This is a genomic window from Mesorhizobium sp. LNHC252B00 (assembly GCF_000502955.1).
In the GTDB taxonomy this organism is placed as follows: Bacteria; Pseudomonadota; Alphaproteobacteria; order Rhizobiales; family Rhizobiaceae; genus Mesorhizobium.
The window spans coordinates 13,036-29,537 of sequence record NZ_AYWO01000053.1 but is presented as its reverse complement, the minus strand read 5'-3'; the positions used below and the strand labels follow the sequence as shown (position 1 = coordinate 29,537).

General features: G+C 60.3%; 12 protein-coding genes and 12 pseudogenes. 4 read left to right on the top strand and 20 right to left on the bottom strand.

The features are described 5' to 3' along the window. Window positions 1–85: 85 nt before the first annotated feature. Window positions 86–516 (top strand): annotated as a pseudogene (locus X744_RS140685) (IS21 family transposase); the annotation flags it as partial. On the opposite strand, the gene X744_RS140690 reads toward X744_RS140685, so the two are convergent. From X744_RS140690 to X744_RS1000000171245, 6 genes and pseudogenes are all read right to left on the bottom strand, one after another. Beyond that, on the bottom strand, window positions 517–1,737 hold the full coding sequence (locus X744_RS140690) for a recombinase zinc beta ribbon domain-containing protein (protein ID WP_245266877.1): 1,221 nt from the start codon (window positions 1,735–1,737) through the stop codon (window positions 517–519). A 165-nt stretch (window positions 1,738–1,902) separates the two neighbouring features. Continuing rightward, window positions 1,903–2,034: pseudogene (locus X744_RS1000000174220) on the bottom strand (ATP-binding protein); the annotation flags it as partial. 68 nt (window positions 2,035–2,102) lie between these two features. Next, window positions 2,103–2,633 carry an ATP-binding protein gene (locus X744_RS1000000176155; RefSeq protein WP_280948976.1) on the bottom strand — a complete coding sequence of 177 codons (531 nt, stop codon included), beginning with the start codon at window positions 2,631–2,633 and terminating at the stop codon, window positions 2,103–2,105. Window positions 2,634–2,676: 43 nt separating this feature from the next. Continuing rightward, window positions 2,677–3,235, bottom strand: a pseudogene (locus tag X744_RS01000000170625) (IS21 family transposase); the annotation flags it as partial. 63 nt (window positions 3,236–3,298) lie between these two features. Then, window positions 3,299–4,235: pseudogene (locus tag X744_RS1000000173140) on the bottom strand (IS481 family transposase); the annotation flags it as partial. Beyond that, window positions 4,163–5,146: an IS4 family transposase gene (locus X744_RS1000000171245; protein WP_023762998.1), complete on the bottom strand. Its 984-nt coding sequence runs from the start codon at window positions 5,144–5,146 to the stop codon at window positions 4,163–4,165. The gene X744_RS1000000171245 and the pseudogene X744_RS1000000173140, both read right to left, overlap by 73 nt. Before the next feature lie 391 nt (window positions 5,147–5,537). On the opposite strand from X744_RS1000000171245, the pseudogene X744_RS1000000174215 reads away from it, so the two are divergent. Further along, window positions 5,538–5,682 (top strand): annotated as a pseudogene (locus X744_RS1000000174215) (IS5/IS1182 family transposase); the annotation flags it as partial. A gap of 91 nt (window positions 5,683–5,773) precedes the next feature. Here the strand turns inward: X744_RS1000000174215 and X744_RS01155 are convergent. Further along, window positions 5,774–7,341: pseudogene (locus tag X744_RS01155) on the bottom strand (ABC transporter substrate-binding protein). Between the two features lie 367 nt (window positions 7,342–7,708). Continuing rightward, window positions 7,709–7,941 (bottom strand): annotated as a pseudogene (locus tag X744_RS1000000175755) (IS256 family transposase); the annotation flags it as partial. Window positions 7,942–7,943: 2 nt separating this feature from the next. Between X744_RS1000000175755 and X744_RS140700 the strand changes: the two are divergent. Then, window positions 7,944–8,978, top strand: coding sequence for an IS110 family transposase (locus X744_RS140700; protein WP_023762993.1), 1,035 nt, complete (start codon window positions 7,944–7,946; stop codon window positions 8,976–8,978). Here the strand turns inward: X744_RS140700 and X744_RS1000000174710 are convergent. The 12 genes and pseudogenes from X744_RS1000000174710 to X744_RS140720 all read right to left on the bottom strand — a co-directional run. Then, window positions 8,865–9,153, bottom strand: a pseudogene (locus X744_RS1000000174710) (transposase); the annotation flags it as partial. The gene X744_RS140700 and the pseudogene X744_RS1000000174710 sit on opposite strands and share 114 nt — an antisense overlap. A gap of 8 nt (window positions 9,154–9,161) precedes the next feature. Continuing rightward, window positions 9,162–9,639: pseudogene (locus X744_RS01000000170615) on the bottom strand (recombinase family protein); the annotation flags it as partial. A 198-nt stretch (window positions 9,640–9,837) separates the two neighbouring features. Continuing rightward, window positions 9,838–10,101, bottom strand: coding sequence for a hypothetical protein (locus tag X744_RS140710; RefSeq protein WP_023762990.1), 264 nt, complete (start codon window positions 10,099–10,101; stop codon window positions 9,838–9,840). Then, window positions 10,094–10,819 (bottom strand): annotated as a pseudogene (locus X744_RS01000000170610) (transposase); the annotation flags it as partial. The gene X744_RS140710 and the pseudogene X744_RS01000000170610, both read right to left, overlap by 8 nt. Window positions 10,820–11,032: 213 nt before the next feature. Continuing rightward, on the bottom strand, window positions 11,033–12,376 hold the full coding sequence (locus X744_RS140715; protein ID WP_023762987.1) for an IS1380 family transposase: 1,344 nt from the start codon (window positions 12,374–12,376) through the stop codon (window positions 11,033–11,035). Window positions 12,377–12,632: 256 nt separating this feature from the next. Continuing rightward, the gene (locus X744_RS1000000175750) at window positions 12,633–12,884 is read right to left on the bottom strand and encodes an acyl-homoserine-lactone synthase (RefSeq protein ID WP_245266876.1); all 252 of its coding nucleotides are present in this window, start codon (window positions 12,882–12,884) and stop codon (window positions 12,633–12,635) included. An 82-nt stretch (window positions 12,885–12,966) separates the two neighbouring features. Next, window positions 12,967–13,176, bottom strand: coding sequence for a helix-turn-helix transcriptional regulator (locus X744_RS1000000175745; protein WP_245266878.1), 210 nt, complete (start codon window positions 13,174–13,176; stop codon window positions 12,967–12,969). Between the two features lie 79 nt (window positions 13,177–13,255). Continuing rightward, a complete protein-coding gene (locus X744_RS1000000176150; RefSeq protein WP_280948975.1) occupies window positions 13,256–13,402 on the bottom strand; it encodes an autoinducer binding domain-containing protein in 147 nt (48 codons plus the stop codon). Window positions 13,403–13,464: 62 nt separating this feature from the next. Continuing rightward, window positions 13,465–13,794 carry an autoinducer binding domain-containing protein gene (locus tag X744_RS1000000176145; RefSeq protein WP_023762984.1) on the bottom strand — a complete coding sequence of 110 codons (330 nt, stop codon included), beginning with the start codon at window positions 13,792–13,794 and terminating at the stop codon, window positions 13,465–13,467. Between the two features lie 580 nt (window positions 13,795–14,374). After that, window positions 14,375–14,767: a DUF1883 domain-containing protein gene (locus X744_RS1000000173120; protein WP_084025781.1), complete on the bottom strand. Its 393-nt coding sequence runs from the start codon at window positions 14,765–14,767 to the stop codon at window positions 14,375–14,377. 28 nt (window positions 14,768–14,795) lie between these two features. After that, a pseudogene (locus X744_RS01000000170600) lies at window positions 14,796–15,242 on the bottom strand (Mov34/MPN/PAD-1 family protein); the annotation flags it as partial. Between the two features lie 71 nt (window positions 15,243–15,313). Continuing rightward, window positions 15,314–16,078: a ThiF family adenylyltransferase gene (locus X744_RS140720; protein WP_198032296.1), complete on the bottom strand. Its 765-nt coding sequence runs from the start codon at window positions 16,076–16,078 to the stop codon at window positions 15,314–15,316. A 112-nt stretch (window positions 16,079–16,190) separates the two neighbouring features. Between X744_RS140720 and X744_RS1000000173115 the strand changes: the two are divergent. Then, a pseudogene (locus X744_RS1000000173115) lies at window positions 16,191–16,392 on the top strand (OmpW family outer membrane protein); the annotation flags it as partial. Window positions 16,393–16,502 lie beyond the last annotated feature (110 nt).

Sequence of the window (16,502 nt, the reverse complement as noted above, 5' to 3'; positions counted from 1 at the left end):
AAGCGCCTCAAAGCCCTCATGAACCCGACCTACCGACAAGCCGTCCTTGCAGGTTAACGATTCATGATTTCGCCCTGGGGCTGTTCATTCCGATGGTTACGCTTACAGCAGATTCTGTGATCTCTTTAGAGGCTTCGAGCGGTGCGCCAGGTGCATGTCGCCGGAGACAAGGTGTTCGTCGACTATTCCGGCAAGAAGCTGCCGATCGTGCACCGCAAGACCGGCGAGATCCGCGAGGCCGAGATCTTTCTCGGGGTGCTCGGCGCGTCGAGCTACACCTTTGCCGAGGCGACCTGGAGCCAGACCCTGCCGGACTGGATTGGCTCGCATTTGCGCATGTTCCGCTTCTTTGGCGGCGTCCCGCGGCTAATTGTTCCCGACAATCTGAAGTCTGGCGTGAATCGGTCGAGCTTCTACGACCCCCAAGATCAACCGCAGCTTCGGCATGATGGCTTCGCACTACGGTGTCGCGTTCTGCCGGCGCGACCGACGCGACCGAAGGATAAGGCAATTGTTTCATAGTGAGTCCTGTTCGGTTGATGGCACGGTAATTGAGGCACGGCGGGCGGGAACGGCGTTTCGGCCCGGGCGGCCTTTGACGATCTCGAGGTCATGAGGAATGTCCCACAGACCACGGTTGAGATTGTCGCTGTAGACTTTGGTGATGAGGCCCTGGCGCCCCCATTGATGCACGGTGGTCTCGGCGATAGCGAAGCGCTCGGCCACTTCCTGGGTAGTGAGCATACCACAATCCCGCAGGCGCTGGCGGCGGCTGGACAGGTTATAGGCTCCGCGGATGAAGCCGATCTTCTTGAGATTGAACGGCTTGCCTTCCCAGCTCCGCAGGCCACGTTCATTGAGGATATCGGCGATCTCACGATCGCAATGACGGTCGAGCAAGCGGTCGACCTCAGCGACCAGATCCGACTTGAACTTGCGTATCTGGGCGATCGGCAGGGGCCGCTCCAGCGTCAAGGTGCGGGTCGCCCCGCCGGATAGTCGCACGTTTGCGGTAATTATCTCGGCCTTGACCAGGGTGACGTCGGCGACCAGCAGCCGCAGGATGCGCTTGCGCTCGCGGACGTCGATGCGGGCATCGCTCCAGATCCGCGGGAACTGCTCGGCAAGATCGCGGACGCGTTGCTGCGTCTCGGCATCGAGGGCAGCGGCTTCCTCGGGCGCGCATCGTTCATAGTCCTCGACGACGTCGGTGTGAAGCCGCAGCTTCTCGTTCCACTCGGCCTCGAGAGTGTCGGCAACGAGGCGATTGTCGGGATCGACCTTCATGTAGCGGCGCCGGGCGAGCTCAGCGTCATGACGCGTCCGCTCGATGTGTTGTCGGCGCAACGTGTCCATCTCGGCGGCGCGTGCCTCAAGCTCGCGCTGCACCGCCAGGGTGACCTCAAGGGTCATCGGCGTCATCAGCTCGACAAGCAATGCACCCACCGCCGGGTCGACGACTTTGCCGGGAACGGACTGGCAGACCTTGCCGCCACGGCGGGTGGCGGTCTCCTGGCAGGTATAGGTCGGGACAGGCTGACCGTGCTCCTGGCTGTAATGGACGCCCATGCGCCCGCCGCAAAGGCCGCAGAGAACTCTGCCCTGGAGCAAGGCGGATCCTTCGCGGACCGGCCCGGCGCGGCGCTGCATTCCATAGGCTTGTGCATTGGTGGCGAGACGCTCCTGGTTGGCCTTGAAGCGCTCCCAGTCGATATAGCCCGGATGCAGGTCGGGCATGACGAACCGCCAGTCAGCCATACCAACCTTGATCTGCGAGACGCCGCCGCCCGGCCGGGGCCGTCCACGTGTTCGACCGTAGACTGCGGATTTCACTAAATTGGGACAGCCGTTTCAGTAAATCGCGGACAAGCGTTTCGCTAGGTCGCGGACAGCTGGATGTGGTCGGCCTTCGGGTAGACGCGCCAGAGCGAGATCCTCGAACAGGCGTGGCATGCGCAGGTAGAGCACGGAATGATCGAGCCGGGCGGCCTGACGTCCGAAGGCGCAGGCCAGCCAGGTCTTTCCGGTGCCGGTCGGACTGGGCTCATAATGCCCGTTATCAGGATGGCGAGGCAAAGAAGATTGTCCGTTACGCCTTTCATTCACGTTCGGGCGGGGAGATTTTCGTCACAGGCCGTCAGCGTTATTGCGGTGAGCCGGCCTATGTCGGGCGACAACCGGATGGCAGCCTGGCGCTGATTCCGATCTGGATGACGGAAGAGATCGCCCTGACGATGGCGGTTGGAGCGGACACAGCCCATTATCACAATCACAGGATCAGCAGATCCAGCTTTTTCAATAACATAGCGAGGTGTGCATTGTGTCGTGGGATCGGTCTGCCCGGTGATGATGAGGTTCTCATGCGCCTTCAGCCATGCGCCCTGGGCGAGCGACAGCGTATTGCGCCGGTCGAGCCCGCGATGTGCGGCGAAGTCGATGCTCTCGATGCAGGCATCGGCAAAGCGCAGCCTGGCAACGGCGAGACCGTTGGTCAGACGCTTGTCGGCACGCATGGCGGCTTCACGATCGAGCATCAGGCCAAGCCACTCGTCGCGACTGAGATCGTCGGCGTTGCTGTGGTCGGCCAGATCCTGGTAGGCGGCGGCCATTCCGCCAAGGCCGAGAGCCTGCATCTGGTCGAGGGTTGGATGTGTCAGCATGGTTGGTTTCCTTCCTTCATTGATAATAGGAGCCGCCGCGGATGTTGGTGTGCGATGGCGTGGGCTTGACCGGCTCGGCCGCGGGCGGCACGCGGTCGAGGCCGGATTTGAGGATGGCGTTGACGGAGGAGTAGGTGATCGCATTGATGGTCAGTGCCCGCGCGCAGGCTGCCTCGAGCCGATCCCGCTCGTAGCGACGGGCCAGCGAGAGGATGCCAAACGCGGAGCGGCATCCCTGCTCGGGATGGGGACGGTCGCGCATCATCCGCTCGACCAGCATGGCGGTGTTGGCGCCGATCCCGGCTGCCTGCCGGATCAGGTTCGCCGGCGTCGTGTTGGCATAGCGCTGGTGCGCCTTGGGCATGTGCTCGTTGACGGTGACATGGCCCAGCGCTGCGAGCGGCGGACATGGCTGGCGACGCGCTTGTGATCATGAAGAGCTCGACCACCCGGTGGGTGAGCCGCACATCCACGCGCCGCCCGATCAGCGCGTGCGTCACCGAGTAGAAGGTCCTGTCAATCTCAACATGGTAGTCGGGATGCACCTTCGCCGATTTCCACTCCGCATATTTGTAGAAGTTTGTACTTGATCGGACAGTTGGCGTCTGAGAGTGGTCCGTTTTGCCTGTCCGATGGGATCAGGCAGCGATCATTTTCTCCTTCGCCAGCGGGGCGGTGTCAAGGAAGGTCTGCATCGGCGTCTTGCCGAAGCACCAGCGGCCCTGATGTGGGCGCTCCTCATTGTAACTTCTGACCCATTCATCCAGATCGGCCTGCAGCCCCTCGATCAAGCCGTAGATCTTCTTCCTGAAGGCGACCCGGTAGAACTCGTCCAGCACCGTCTTGTGGAACCGTTCACGATGCCATTGGTCTGCGGGTTCTTGGTCTTGGTGCGGGAATGATCGACGTCCTCGACCGCCAGATAGAGCTCGTACTCGTGGTGTTCGGGATTGCCGCAATATTCGGTGCCGCGGTCGGTCAGCACCCGGCTTAGCTTCACCTCGTGGGCGTCGAAGAACGGCACCACGCGGTCGTTGAGGAGATCGGCGGCGGTGATCGGCGTCTTGCGGTCATAGAGCTTGGCGAAGGCGACCTTCGAATAGGTGTCAAGGAAGGTCTGCTGGTAGATGCGTCCGACCCCTTCATGTTGCCGACATAGAAGGTGTCCTGGCCGCCGCAATAGCCCGGGCATTCACTCTCGAACTCACCATGCGCCTCCTTGTCCAGCTTGGCCTTTTCCAGCGCCGCCAATTGGCTCTCGGTGAGCACGATGCCGTCCTGGGCGACCTTCGCCTCCAGCGCCTTCAACCGCTTCTTCATCGTCTCCACATCGTGACGCTGCCACACCCCGCGTACGCCCGACGGCGAGACCGAGTGGCCGAGCTTGCGCATTTCGTTGGCGATGCGGGTCTGTCCATAGGCGGGATATTCCAGCGTCAGCTCGAGGATGATCGCCTCGATCTCCGGTGGCGTGCGGTTGGCCAGCAGCGGCTTCCTGCGCGTCAGCTCCTGCAGCGCAAGTTCGCCGCCGGTCTCGTAAAGCTCCTTGAAGCGGTAGAAGCTGTCGCGTGGGACTGTCCAGAAGTTCTTTCTCGATAGTCATGTGATGATCCTCTCCTTTCCATCATCATGGCCTCGCGCACAGAATTCCTGACAGTCCCCTGCTCACCGCAATGGGTGGTCAGAAGCAGCCAATGAAGCGGCTCCACGCCGTCGGGCGCAGCCGTCTCGACGACTTCGACCCAGCGCAGCGTCACCCGCTCTGGCAGCCCCTTTGCGCGCAGGTTTGCCGGCCGCTTGATCGTGGCTTCGCCAAAGCGCAGGCACAGCTCAGCCCGGCGCGCCGGGCGGTCCTGGCGCTCGCGCAGCTCGATCACCTGCGTATCGCAGAACACCACTTTCGCCACGGCGCGGCGCAGCGTGCCGCCAGTGGTGAGGGCCCGGTCATTCATGAGACACGACAGAACATGGCAATGGCCGTCCGGCACACCAGCCCACATCATATACAAGTCGCTCTCACGGTCGGCGATGAAGGTGACCATGCCGGCCCGGGCCAGCACCGGCTTGGCCGCTTCGGCCGTCTCGATCCAGTGGCGCGATTCCTTTTCGCTCAACGGCCGCTCGGCATGCGGCGGCAGCTCCTCGTCCCCGCGCGTCCACACCTGCCCGCCCACAAGACCCAGGCAAGAACCGCGCTCGGCATCAAGAGCCAGCATTGGATGCAGCAGCAGGCCCCAGCAATTGCCCTTTTTGACCTTGCCCAGGCCGCGCCGGTTGCCCTCTGTCGTCGGGAACTTGATCTCGCTGGTGTCCTGCACCGCCAGGACATGCCGGCCCTCGACCGCAAGCCGGGTTTGATCGCTCCAGCCTGCGATGATCCGGTCCGCTGTCACCGCGTCATTGCCGAGAAAGCGCCCATAGCGGATCTCTTCGGAATGGTCGCCACCGGCAAGCCGGCGCAGGCAAACCGTTTCGCGCAACACCATGCCTTGGAGCAGCCTCGCCCCCCTTTATCGAGACGACGATCTCCAAATGAACCCAAGGACCAGTCCTGGCATGTCTGCATCGGCGACGCTCCTCCAAATCAGAACGTCACAGAAGAATCATACAGCACACGCCGGCGGAATCCGACACGTCACAACCGAGTCAATCCGTCGCAGCAAGATGTGTATACGCCCTAGCCGATAGACGGGGACGACACGAGTTCCACCCACCTGTGGAAAGCTGTCCTTCGCGGAACGAGGATAAGGTGAGTTCGTCGACTGGATTGGCTCGATTGCCCATCATCGGCAATCAAGGCGCTCGACAGATTGTTCCACCCATTCTTCTGAATCCCCATAGAGGGCAGGGCCAGAGCGCCGATCCCGGAGAGAACCAGAGGGCTTCCAGATACTGCCCCGCCGTCGGCTGGCTCACACGCTGGCGCCGCCTCGTGCGCGACTACGAACAGCGCATCGACGTCTCCGAAGCCATGATCCCCGTTGCCATGGGCAGTCTCTTGATGCGCAGGATCAGCCATTGAACCAATTCTCAAACGGACTCTAAGAGCAGGAAGACGAAGGTTCCGGCCACTGCCATGACGGCAATGACCGAGACCGGTCTGCGAAGCACTTTCAGCCCTTCTGCATATTCCACATCACCAACTGGGCAGGCACGCCGATGAGGCCGGTAAGTGTCTTGCGGCGCGCGATTGGCTTAATAGATTGACCCAAGAAAACAAAGCCGACGAAGTCCCACAGGACCCTTTGCATCTGGCCGGCTAGTGCCTTGCGTTCATCGAGCGTTTCGACATTTGCCCATTTGGCTCGGAGAGCCTCGTACTCGTCGCTTTTGGGCCAGCCGAAATNGAGCGTTTCGACATTTGCCCATTTGGCTCGGAGAGCCTCGTACTCGTCGCTTTTGGGCCAGCCGAAATAGCCCTTCTCGCCATTTGCGGTTAGCCAAGCTGCGGTGATGGGATCGCCGAAGCTGTAATCATTAGAGCTCGTGATGAAGATGCTCCAGCCACCGCTTTCGACAGGACCCTTGTTCGCCCTGCGCGCGACGACTCCGCCCCAGTCGCTCGGCGCAAGCTCGGCGTTGATGCCAATCTTGCGCAGTGTGGCCGCCAGAAGCTGCGCGGCGTTGCTAGCCTCTGCCCAGTTCGTCGGTTGGAGAATGACGACTTTCTCGCCGGCATATCCGGCCTCCCGGAAGAGTTGCTTGGCTTTTTCGGGGTCGCCGCCTTTCTTGTACCAGCCCGTATTTTCATTATTCGAATAAGGGGTGCTGCTTCCAAATATCGAAGTGACGGGGTGGCCGTATTTTGGATCGGGGGAAATGATACGCCCGAACGCCTCCTGGTCGATCAGGTGGAGCATCGCTTGGCGCGCCTTGAGGTTATCGAACGGCTTCTGCAGACAGTTCATGCGCATAAAAAATGCGTCGCCAGACTCATTCAGAACCTGGAGTTCAAGGTTGGGATCACTCTCGATTGCTGAATAAAAATCGGCAGGAGGAGATTCAAGAAAATCAACCTCACCCGCCTGCAAGGCCGCCAAAGCAGTTTGCGGATCGGCGATATTGTCCCAGATGACGCGATCGACCTTGACGACCTTCCCGCCGGCGAATCCGTTAGATGGCTCGCTTCGTGGCACGTATTTTTCATTGCGATCGTAGGTGATGCTCGCGCCCGGCTTGGCGAGAGCCTGGTTAAACTTGAACGGGCCCGATCCGATGTTCGCAGTCACCTGCTCGGTTGGGGGGCGATCTGCGTCCTTCTCGCGCATGATGAATGGCGAGTACGTGGCCAATGCCGCCAGCATATCGATCAGCAACCCAAGCGGTTCCTTCAGGGAAATCGTGAAAGTCTTGTCATCCTTTTTTGAAATATCCTTAGTTCGCTCCATGAGCAACTGCCCGCTGGAAGTCTGGGTCCAGCGANCCACTTCCCCACCATTTGGGGCTGCGGCAATAGCTTTGAGTCGAGCGAGAATAGGCTGTCATAGATGGCCAGGGCGTGATCGACGGTGCTCCCAGCTGCGGAATAGTATGGATCCACGACGCTAAGGTCGAGAGTCTTCACCATCCGCACAGTACCTGCGTCGGTTGGGGTTGTCCGCGCTCGTAGGATCGAGGGAATTGATACAGCCGTTCCAGCGGCCAGGCCGACCTTAATGACGTCGCGTCGAGAAATTCTCATGTTCCAGTTCCCCTTTTGAGCCATTGGCGCGGCTAATCCGCACCTATTAGTTTTTTGACACCTCGAGTCAGAGCATTCGGTCCGAGGCAGACCTCGATTCTCCCACGTATAACCTCACCACGAGATGACATCTCAAAATGGGTAGCACCTCGACACGAAGAGTTTGCGCCAAAATGCGTCGGCTGCTAAAATACGAGCTGCAGAAACTGGTATCGTTTGAAATATCAAGCCTTGGAGCAAAGCCTGCGGCTGGACCGAACGGAGCTATGACGGAATTTGGGTGACTGGTTTGATCAAGCGGCGCTTTGCGGCTTCATTTCGATGATCTCGATCCCGTCCTGGANCGGAATTTGGGTGACTGGTTTGATCAAGCGGCGCTTTGCGGCTTCATTTCGATGATCTCGATCCCGTCCTGGAACTTGGCACCTGCGAGCAGTTTGGGCAACTGTTTTTGTCCCTTCAATCTTCGTCAGGATTTGGCGGCGGCATGACGAGCTTGACGTCCATCAGCCTGGCAGTTTTCGCCGACACGAAGCCTTTCGCGCGCACGGTGCGGTGGCGAACGGTGGCAAAGACGCTCTCGATCGGGTTGGTCGATCGGCTTGGCCAGCCTGTACGCCGCAGGCTATCTGCCGGAGATCTGGACGCCGGATGCCGCCACCGAGCGAATGCGCAGGCTGGTCGCGCGGCGCTATCAGGTCGTGCGGCATCGGACCCGGACCAAGAATGAGGTGCATGCGATCCTGCATGCGCACCTGATCCCGAAGTGTCCGCACGCCGATCTGTTCAACGTCCGCGGCCGCGCCTGGCTGGCGCGCCAGCCAGTGCCCGACGATGAGCGCTTCGCGATCGAGCGGCATGTGCGCGAACTCGATCGGCTTGCCGAGGACCTGGCGATCCTCGACCGGGAGATTGCCGAGACCACACTAGACGATCCAGCGATCAGGCGTCTGCTCACTATTACCGGCGTTAACCTGGCCGTGGCAGCGGGGCTGATGGCGGCGATCGGCGACATCGCTCGCTTCAAGAGCCCCCAGAAGCTGGTCAGCTATTTCGGCCTCAATCCGCGTGTGCATCAGTCGGGCCTCGGCGCCGCACATCATGGCCGGATCAGCAAGATCGGACGCAGCCACGCCCGCGCGATGCTGGTGGAGGCCGCCTGGGCGGCCGCCAAGGCCCCGGGTCCGCTGCATGCGTTCTTCGTCCGTATCCGCGCCAGGCGCGGCCATCAGGTTGCCGCCGTCGCTGTAGCGCGCAAGCTGACGGTTCTATGCTGGCATCTGCTGACGAAGGAGGAGGACTACCTCTGGGCGCGACCAAGTCTCGTCGCCCACAAGGTGCGCGGCATGCAGTTGCAGGCCGGCAAGCCGCAGAAGAAAGGCAACAGTCGCGGACCCGCGTATGCCTACAATATCAAGGATCTCCGAAACCAGGAGATGCGCATCGCCGAGCAGGCCCAGAAGAGCTACGAGCACTTTATTGAGGCCTGGCGGCCGCGCCCGCCAAAGGAAAAGGCGCGCTTGCCAGCGGTCGGCGACCTGCGTTGCATCGGGCGCACCGCGACGGGCGCCCTCAGCATAAACGCCGGCACGATCGCGCGCGATGATCTCGATGCCAGGATAGCGTTCCAGCCATGATGCGACCGTTTCGGCATTTCGATCCGGCAATAGATCCAACACGCAGTTGCGCTCCAGATCGCAGATGATCCCGTAGCGCAGCCCCTTGCGCCAGGCCCAGTCGTCGATGCCGACCACACGCGGCGCTTGCGGCGGGCTCGAACCCGGCCGCGCGGATCATCCGCAACAGTGTGTCCGGCATAAGAGCTCGCCCCGCCGTGCTTTCTGCTTCAAGGCTTCCATCGAACGGGCCCGCAGGAGCGACAGTTCGAGCTCGCTCATCGTCCCTTTCATGCCAAGCAATAACCGATCGTTTGGATGGCGGGGTTCGTAGATGCCATCCTCATCGACGATCACCGCGTCAACCAGACCGCAAAATTCGATCAGCGTGTGCCAGTCGCGTCCGTTGCGCGCCAGACGCGACACTTCGATTGCGAACACAGCACCGACACGGCCGCCTTCACAGATCGCTGACAGCAGCTTCTCGAAGCCCGGACGACTGACGCCCGAACACGAGCGGCCAAGGTATAACTGTCACATCCGTCCAGCCAAGAGCACGGGCGCGCTCGGCAAGACCATATTGACGCCGCCGGCTCTCATGATTGTTGGCAAGCTGGTCGACGGTCGATTGGCGGATGTAGATAAAGGCGCCGCGCGCCAGGTGGTCAGACGTGATCTTCATCGCCGGCCTCCGTCGCTGCGGCTGCGCCGCGTGCTTCCGACAGCAGCGCACTCACCTTTGGCAACAGCTTCGTCCGCTCGGCCGGTGCTATCGGTGCCGCTGGGGTCTTGGCCACGAAGAGATCGAGTTGGCGTGACAGGATTGACGATGCTTCATGCTTGTCTCCTCGTTCGCAACGGGAATCGTCGCGTAGCAAGCTTAGACAGGCAGACGAAGTTCGCGCAGATTCGTCAGTGGCAGACGTGGACTCTCCGTCACCATCATCGCCACCGCACGATCCTCCGTCATCCAGATCGGCAACTGCACCAGGGTGCCATCAGGCTGGCGGATGATCAGAGCGACCTCGTCACCATGGCGATCGCGCCCGGCAACAATAACCGCTTCCCCGCGACCGGGATGAAATCGATAGCGGATAATCGCTTCATCCGACTGATAGCGGGCATTATGAAGTTGTTGCACCAACGCCAGGTGTGCTCATCAATCTGCGGCAAACCTTATCAGCGCGCGCGATCTTCAGCATCTCGCGATGGAGTTTGGTGAACTCGCACCACAACGCCGTCCGGGCCGCCAGCATCGCACCGATCACCGTCTCCAGAGCGACGTGCCCTGCTGTCAGTTCCCGGATACGCGCCTCAAACCTTCCACGACTGACGTCTCCGACCTTCAGCCCGTAACCGCGCAAGATCCCGCGGATGCTCAGTTCGACGTCGAGAAGCTTGCCTTGCAGAAGCTTGCGTCCAACAAGAAGGGCTCGGCTATCCTTGCAAGTCACCGATTTGGCATGAACCGGGCGGTACCATCCCATCCGAAGTAGTGGGGCGATCCCGCGTGCATCTTTCCGGTCGGTCTTCACCGTCATAGCCGAGAGCGCCGCCTTCACGTGCCGTGTCTCGAGCAAAATCGCATCGCGTCCGGCGGCCACAAGCCCGGCATGCAGCCACTGCGATCATGGCTCAGCCTCTAGCCCAATGCGACTAACAGACAATTCCAGTTCGTCGAGATAGCGGACCAGCGCCTCCGGCTCGCTGGCGATCTTGATCTCGCGCACGATCGTTCCGGTCGCGTCAACAATGCACACGCTGCTCTCTTCCAGAGAGACATCGATTCCCACATAGTGTTCCATGGCTGTTCCTCTCATGATGCTGGAGCGATCGCTCGGACTCCGTTTCAACACCGTCATTCTGAGGGACAGCCACCCAACCTGGCTATGCTCGCGAAGGCCGGCCCATTACGGCATCTAGCCCGTCTTATTCATGAGGGATCTGGGTTTGTTTGCCGCTGAGCGGCGGACAGGTGGCGGCTCGGCGTCTTTTTCACCGCGGCTGTGTCTGGACTTGTGAACGCGCTGGAGGGTGGAAGCTGTGTGGTTCGGCGGGGCCCGCTGCCCCGGCGGTCATGGTCCTGCCGGTAGCAGATTGCTGGCGATCGCCCGGAACAGACTTGCCTCGGGACAGGCGGCGGCGAAGGCCAGGCGGATGCGCGAGACGGTTTCGATGACGCGGGCGCCGAGCTTGAGCAGCCTGAGCCGCAGCGTAGCGAACTCGGCGTTGCGCAGATGATGGGTCGTGGGCACCGCCTCGCGCAGGGTGAGCATTAACCAGTATGCGGCGGTGTGCAGGACAAGACGGACCTGATTGGCAATCGGTGAGCGGCAGGAGGTGCGGTCGGAGGCGAGTTGGCTCTTGTGCATCTTGATCAGGTTTTCGGCCTGGCCGCGGGCGCAGTAGATCACGTCGTAGATGTGCTCGGCGGAGCCTTTGTCGAGATTGGTGACGACGAAGCGGATGTCGAGGCCGAGGGTGGTTGCCTCGATGCGAGCGCAGGTGCGGCGTTCGGCCTTCCAGGACTTCGCCTTGTAGCGGGTCTCGGCATAGCCGCGCAGCACAGACTTGCGCTCGAGCGCGCGGCGGGTGCGGATGTCGTCGGCGCTCTCGTCGACGAGCCGCTGCAGAACCTTGTTGCCGGGTAGGCCGAAGAGGTAGTCGATCGCATTGTTCTCGCACCAGGCCATGACTTGCGCCCGGCCGTAATGGCTGTCGCCACGGATCAGGATGCGGGTGGTCAGCCAGCGCGCGCGGATGCGGCGCACGAGACGGCGCAGATGGCCGCGGATCTCCTTGCCCGTCGGGGTCTTGCCAGGACGCAGGATCATCGCGACCGGGCGTCCTGTCGCGGCGTCGTAGATGTGGATCGGCAGGAAGCAACGCTCGTCGTAGTGGGCGTTGAAGAGCGAGAGCTGCTGATGGCCGTGAACGACATCCAGCGTATCATCGATGTCGAGCGTGACGCTTTTCGGCGGCGCGGCATAGCTCGACAGCCACAGATCGACCAGCACCCAGCCGAGCCGGATGACGGTCCTGAGGTCGGGCAGGTTCTCCAGCCGCGAACAGGTCGGCTGCGAGCCCAGATCAATCCCGCTGTCGGGCAGCCGCCCGCAGGCGAGCTTGAAGGCCGGATCGGTGCGCAGCCGGTCGAGATCGTTGGCATCCTCGTAGCCGCAGGCGATGGCAAAGATCCGGGCACGCAGGATGTCGGCCATAGCGTGCGTCACGCGCGCTGGATCGCGCGGATCGTGGATCGCAGCGGCCAGCCTGTCGGCCAGTTGCAGGCGTCGCTCGGCCGCGGCCAAAAGCATGACGCCGCCATCCGAGGTGATGCGTCCGCCGTCAAACGCAGCTGTGACCTTCTTGCGTCCGACGGCTGGAAAAGACAGCGGCAGCAACGTATCCTCGGTCATGGCGGGTGTGGCTCGCGAGATGCGGTGGAAGGGTTGGCCTAAGCAACCGAATCCTACGCCAAATCAATCGCTTAAGCTACATCCGCCAGCCTCAAAGCCCCATCGTCATGCATAAGACGGGCTAGCAAGTGGCATTTCGACAAATCAAGGTCCACAGACGGGATGTTTCTCTAGCGCGGCATCGGAACTCGTCGAGTTCTGGTCCAGCCAGAACGGGACCGATCGCCAAGCGCTTCTTCAGACAAGCCCTCGACCGTCATGGCCGGCGCGTCAGCCAATAGACAATATGTCGTCCGTACGGCGCGGAGGTTCGGGACGCGCTATAGCATTGTTGGGAAACCGCGCAGCAGTGCGGTTTGAGCGCGTCGAAGGAATCGATTTCATAGCCGCCATTATCCTGCACGTCCCAGTCCAGGCGTTCCTTGAAGATGCGGAATCGAAGGCGATGCATTGCATGCAGGTCGTGAGCAAAGTCGTCGTAGCACTCAGGCGCAATAAGCTGGATCATCAAAGGCTCCAGTAGCGGGAAAAGTTTCCTCGCCATTGGAGACGATCCTTCGCGAAAGGGCAGCCTGTGCAGTTCCGGAGGTTCAAGCTGACTTATCAGGAAGCGAAAAGCCTGAAGCCGCCAGACGCGTAGTCGCCTGTCTGGTGGTTGTCACGCCAAGCTTCTTGCGGACGTTGCCCAGACGAAATGCGGCCGTGTGCCGCGAGATCTCCAGGATGACTCCGATATCTGGGGCGGACTTGCCGCGCGCTGCCCATTGTAGGCACTCGTATTCTCGCGGGGTCAACGACACACCGCCAACTGTTCGACCGCCCGATAGTCTGCAGCGGACGAACGTATGAAAACAGCTGGCGAAAAAGGGAAGACCTTGTTCATAGCGTTCTCGCCACGGGAAAGTATGCAGGATCGGGCTTGTCAGCAGCAAACGTCATCGCCGCAAAATTGCCGCGGCCATCAATGATCGGGATCGTCACGCCGCAGCGGATGCCGAACTGCGCTGCTTCCTCAAAAAAACCCAAGCTGAGNGCCATCAATGATCGGGATCGTCACGCCGCAGCGGATGCCGAACTGCGCTGCTTCCTCAAAAAAACCCAAGCTGAGTTCCGGATAGATCGAAGCCCTTTAGGTCAAATCCCCATCGAAATGGGGCTTTGCCATAGCTTGCACGTAAAATGACCGGGTCGACGTCTTGATACCGGTTCTCAAGGTAGCGCGCTCTCCAGAGCGCCGGATAGTTGGAGATGAGCATGGGCTTGCCATCGGACCCCGGCGGCATGGAGAGGTAGGCAAAGGCGAGTAGATCGAGACTTGAGGCGACATCGGCCAGGGCTCCGCGAAAACCGCTCTCCTCGACACTCGCCGACAATTTTTCCAAGAATGTATCGAAGACAAGCGCCATGTCCTTCGTCATCGTCCTGACTCACCCCCTCCATGTGTCTGCTCTGCGCCACCTGGCCTGTAGACCCCATTTGCAAGCCGACCACACAAACGTGGGCAGGCTGATCGTCTTTACAAATGCTGCGACGTTTGCGCATATCATTGGCTCGCCAACTACGGGGCGATCTCGGACTCTTGTTCGAAATAATACAGCACGCACAACACAGGAGGTGCTGATGGAGCAGTTCGAGAGGGCGAAGCGCATTGGTGGAGAGCAGCGGCCCGGCTGAAATTGGGTCACCCAACCCAAGAAGAGGTCGCGCCGTGCCGATGGTTCGTCTTTGAGAATTGCGATCGATGATCGGCATCGCGGCCATGGTAATCTATACAGCTATAACCGACGTGATCAGGTCGGCAATCGTCAGGCGTGTTGGTAGCACTGCTTTCGGCCACTTATGCCAGGTGGGTAGAAGCTGTTGCTCCGGGTTGACAGACCGAGCGGCGATTCCGTCGAGCTTGTAGTTCGTCCAGCCTTTCTTGAGGAACGGCTCTGACAATACGACCACGCCGAAATGCTGCTCGCAATCCCCTGATCGATTTTCGGTATGAGGCTGTCACGGATCAGAAGCTCGAACCCGTGCGAGATGAACACTTGGCATTGGCGAATCCCGTAGGGTGGATTTGGCCGGCGGCGCAATATCGCTGACCATGGACGAAACAGAAGATTGAGCTTCGTGCAAGTCGGATAAAGCCCTGGGCAATTTCCTGATGCTGGAACAGGTACTGCCTTTAAGGCCCTGCGTATCGACGGCTACATGCCAACGCTTGGGAAGGTGCAGGCGGACTGGCTGCTTCGCAACCCTGCTAATATACTGATATCGTTCTTCGCGCCCGTAGTTGCTGCAACTCGTCAAATCCAGCAACCTTAATTTGGCTCCCGACGCGAGCGTGATTTCGGTCATCTGACCGCGAGAACACTGCCCCAGATCGAAATCGGCATAATCCATCTCCCCTCATCCTGTGGCCAGAATTTCGCTAAGCTTTTGCGATCTCCTCGCCTGCTTCAAAAGAGGGACTCGTGTAGACTTGGACGGTCGCTTCTCTCTCGTCCAGGACTTCAAACAGAAATAACTTGGTCCGCAGTTGGCAGAACCAAGGATGCAAAAACCATTTACCCGGTTTGCCGCATATGAGCATCATGACTGGCTTCTGATTTCGCGCCGTTGAGGTTTTTATGATCGTCTTCAGGCATACTCGATCCGTCCAGCTCAGGCGGTTCGAAATGGCATTGGGGTGGGTGTGCCAGTCCCCGAGATATGTGTCCAACCTCCCGGAACGCTCATAGTGCTTCGCAATCTCCGCCTGTTGCCACCTTTGATCAGGGAGAAAGCTGCTTCGGTCGTGAGATGCTCGGGGCCCGGCCGGGATCATTGCTGTTACGACGGCAACGTTGCTTTCGGCCCAGTAGCCCATGAAGGTCCCACCCGTTTCCCGCTCTTACCAGAGGTCGGCATCCATCTGCATGTCCTGCATTATCGCCCGAGGCACTCACACTACGGCTGGCATCCGCATTCCTTCATGGGAGGCAAGCCGTCCACCCGACAAGACGGCGGCACCCGCTTTATGCCGTCATGCAATGTGAGAGTGTGAACCAAGGATTCCTTGAAGTCGGCTGGCTGCGAGAGAATGTCCCCGGTCAACCGGACAGCGTCCAGGGATAGTTCATGAAGATCAAATGAAGCCCCAGTGAAGGTCAACTCGGCGCATCCAGCCGGCTGATTTAGCGCGGAGATTTCTCCTGACCCAGGAGCTTTCTGGATCAAACCTTTATCATAGGCGAATTCGCGGCAGGTTGGACAGCCGGATTTCGGCTGATAGGCAGCAACGACGCCTCCCTTCAATGAGAGCGTCCCAAAAAGAGAGATCATCGGCTTGCCGGCGGACGTGCAGTGATCGGCCAGCAAACGTGAGATCCCGGACGAGGCCGTTGCATTGATGACGACGTCCGCCTTCGCAAAAATCGGCGGTAGAACTGAATGGTCTCCTCCGTTCCCGTCGGCCGCTGCGGCCATGCCTACGGCGTGATGGATCTCCTCGACCTCGACGCTCGGGTATTCGGATTCTACGTGGTGCTTGACAGCGGTCGTTTTCCGCATTCCCCAGGCGGTCGCACCAAGCGGCCATCTGATCGAGTTTCCCGGTTCGACGATGTCATGGTCGATGACAGTGAGATGGGAACAGCCGTTGCGGGCAAGCTCGATCGCAACCGGGGCGCCAATAGCTCCCATCCCGAAGATGGCAATCACCTTATCTTTCAAGATGCGCACCGATGGAACTCGGGCGCCTATGTCTGTGGCCCCGGCGCGGAGCGTGGGAACTATGATCATCGACGGGCTGGTACCTCTTTGTCCCTGCTTCACAGCCCGGAACGACTTTGCTGCCTTCAAGCCATATGTCGGTGCTGGCGTGAACTACACGATCTTCTATAATCAGGATGTCGGCAGCGCCTACGCTCTCAAGGTCAAGAACACGTTCGGCCGGGTTCGACTACATGGTGGATCAGCACTGGGGCGTCAACTTCGACGTGGAGAAGCCTTTCCTGAAGCCCGACTTCGATGTCACGGTAGACGGCGCGAAGAACGTGGCTTGCGACAGCCTATCTGAAATGAAGGGCACCACATGCGCGCTTTTTACCGCCGGTGCTGCAGAGGCGAACCGACTTGAATGGTTCGAGCAGGCGGC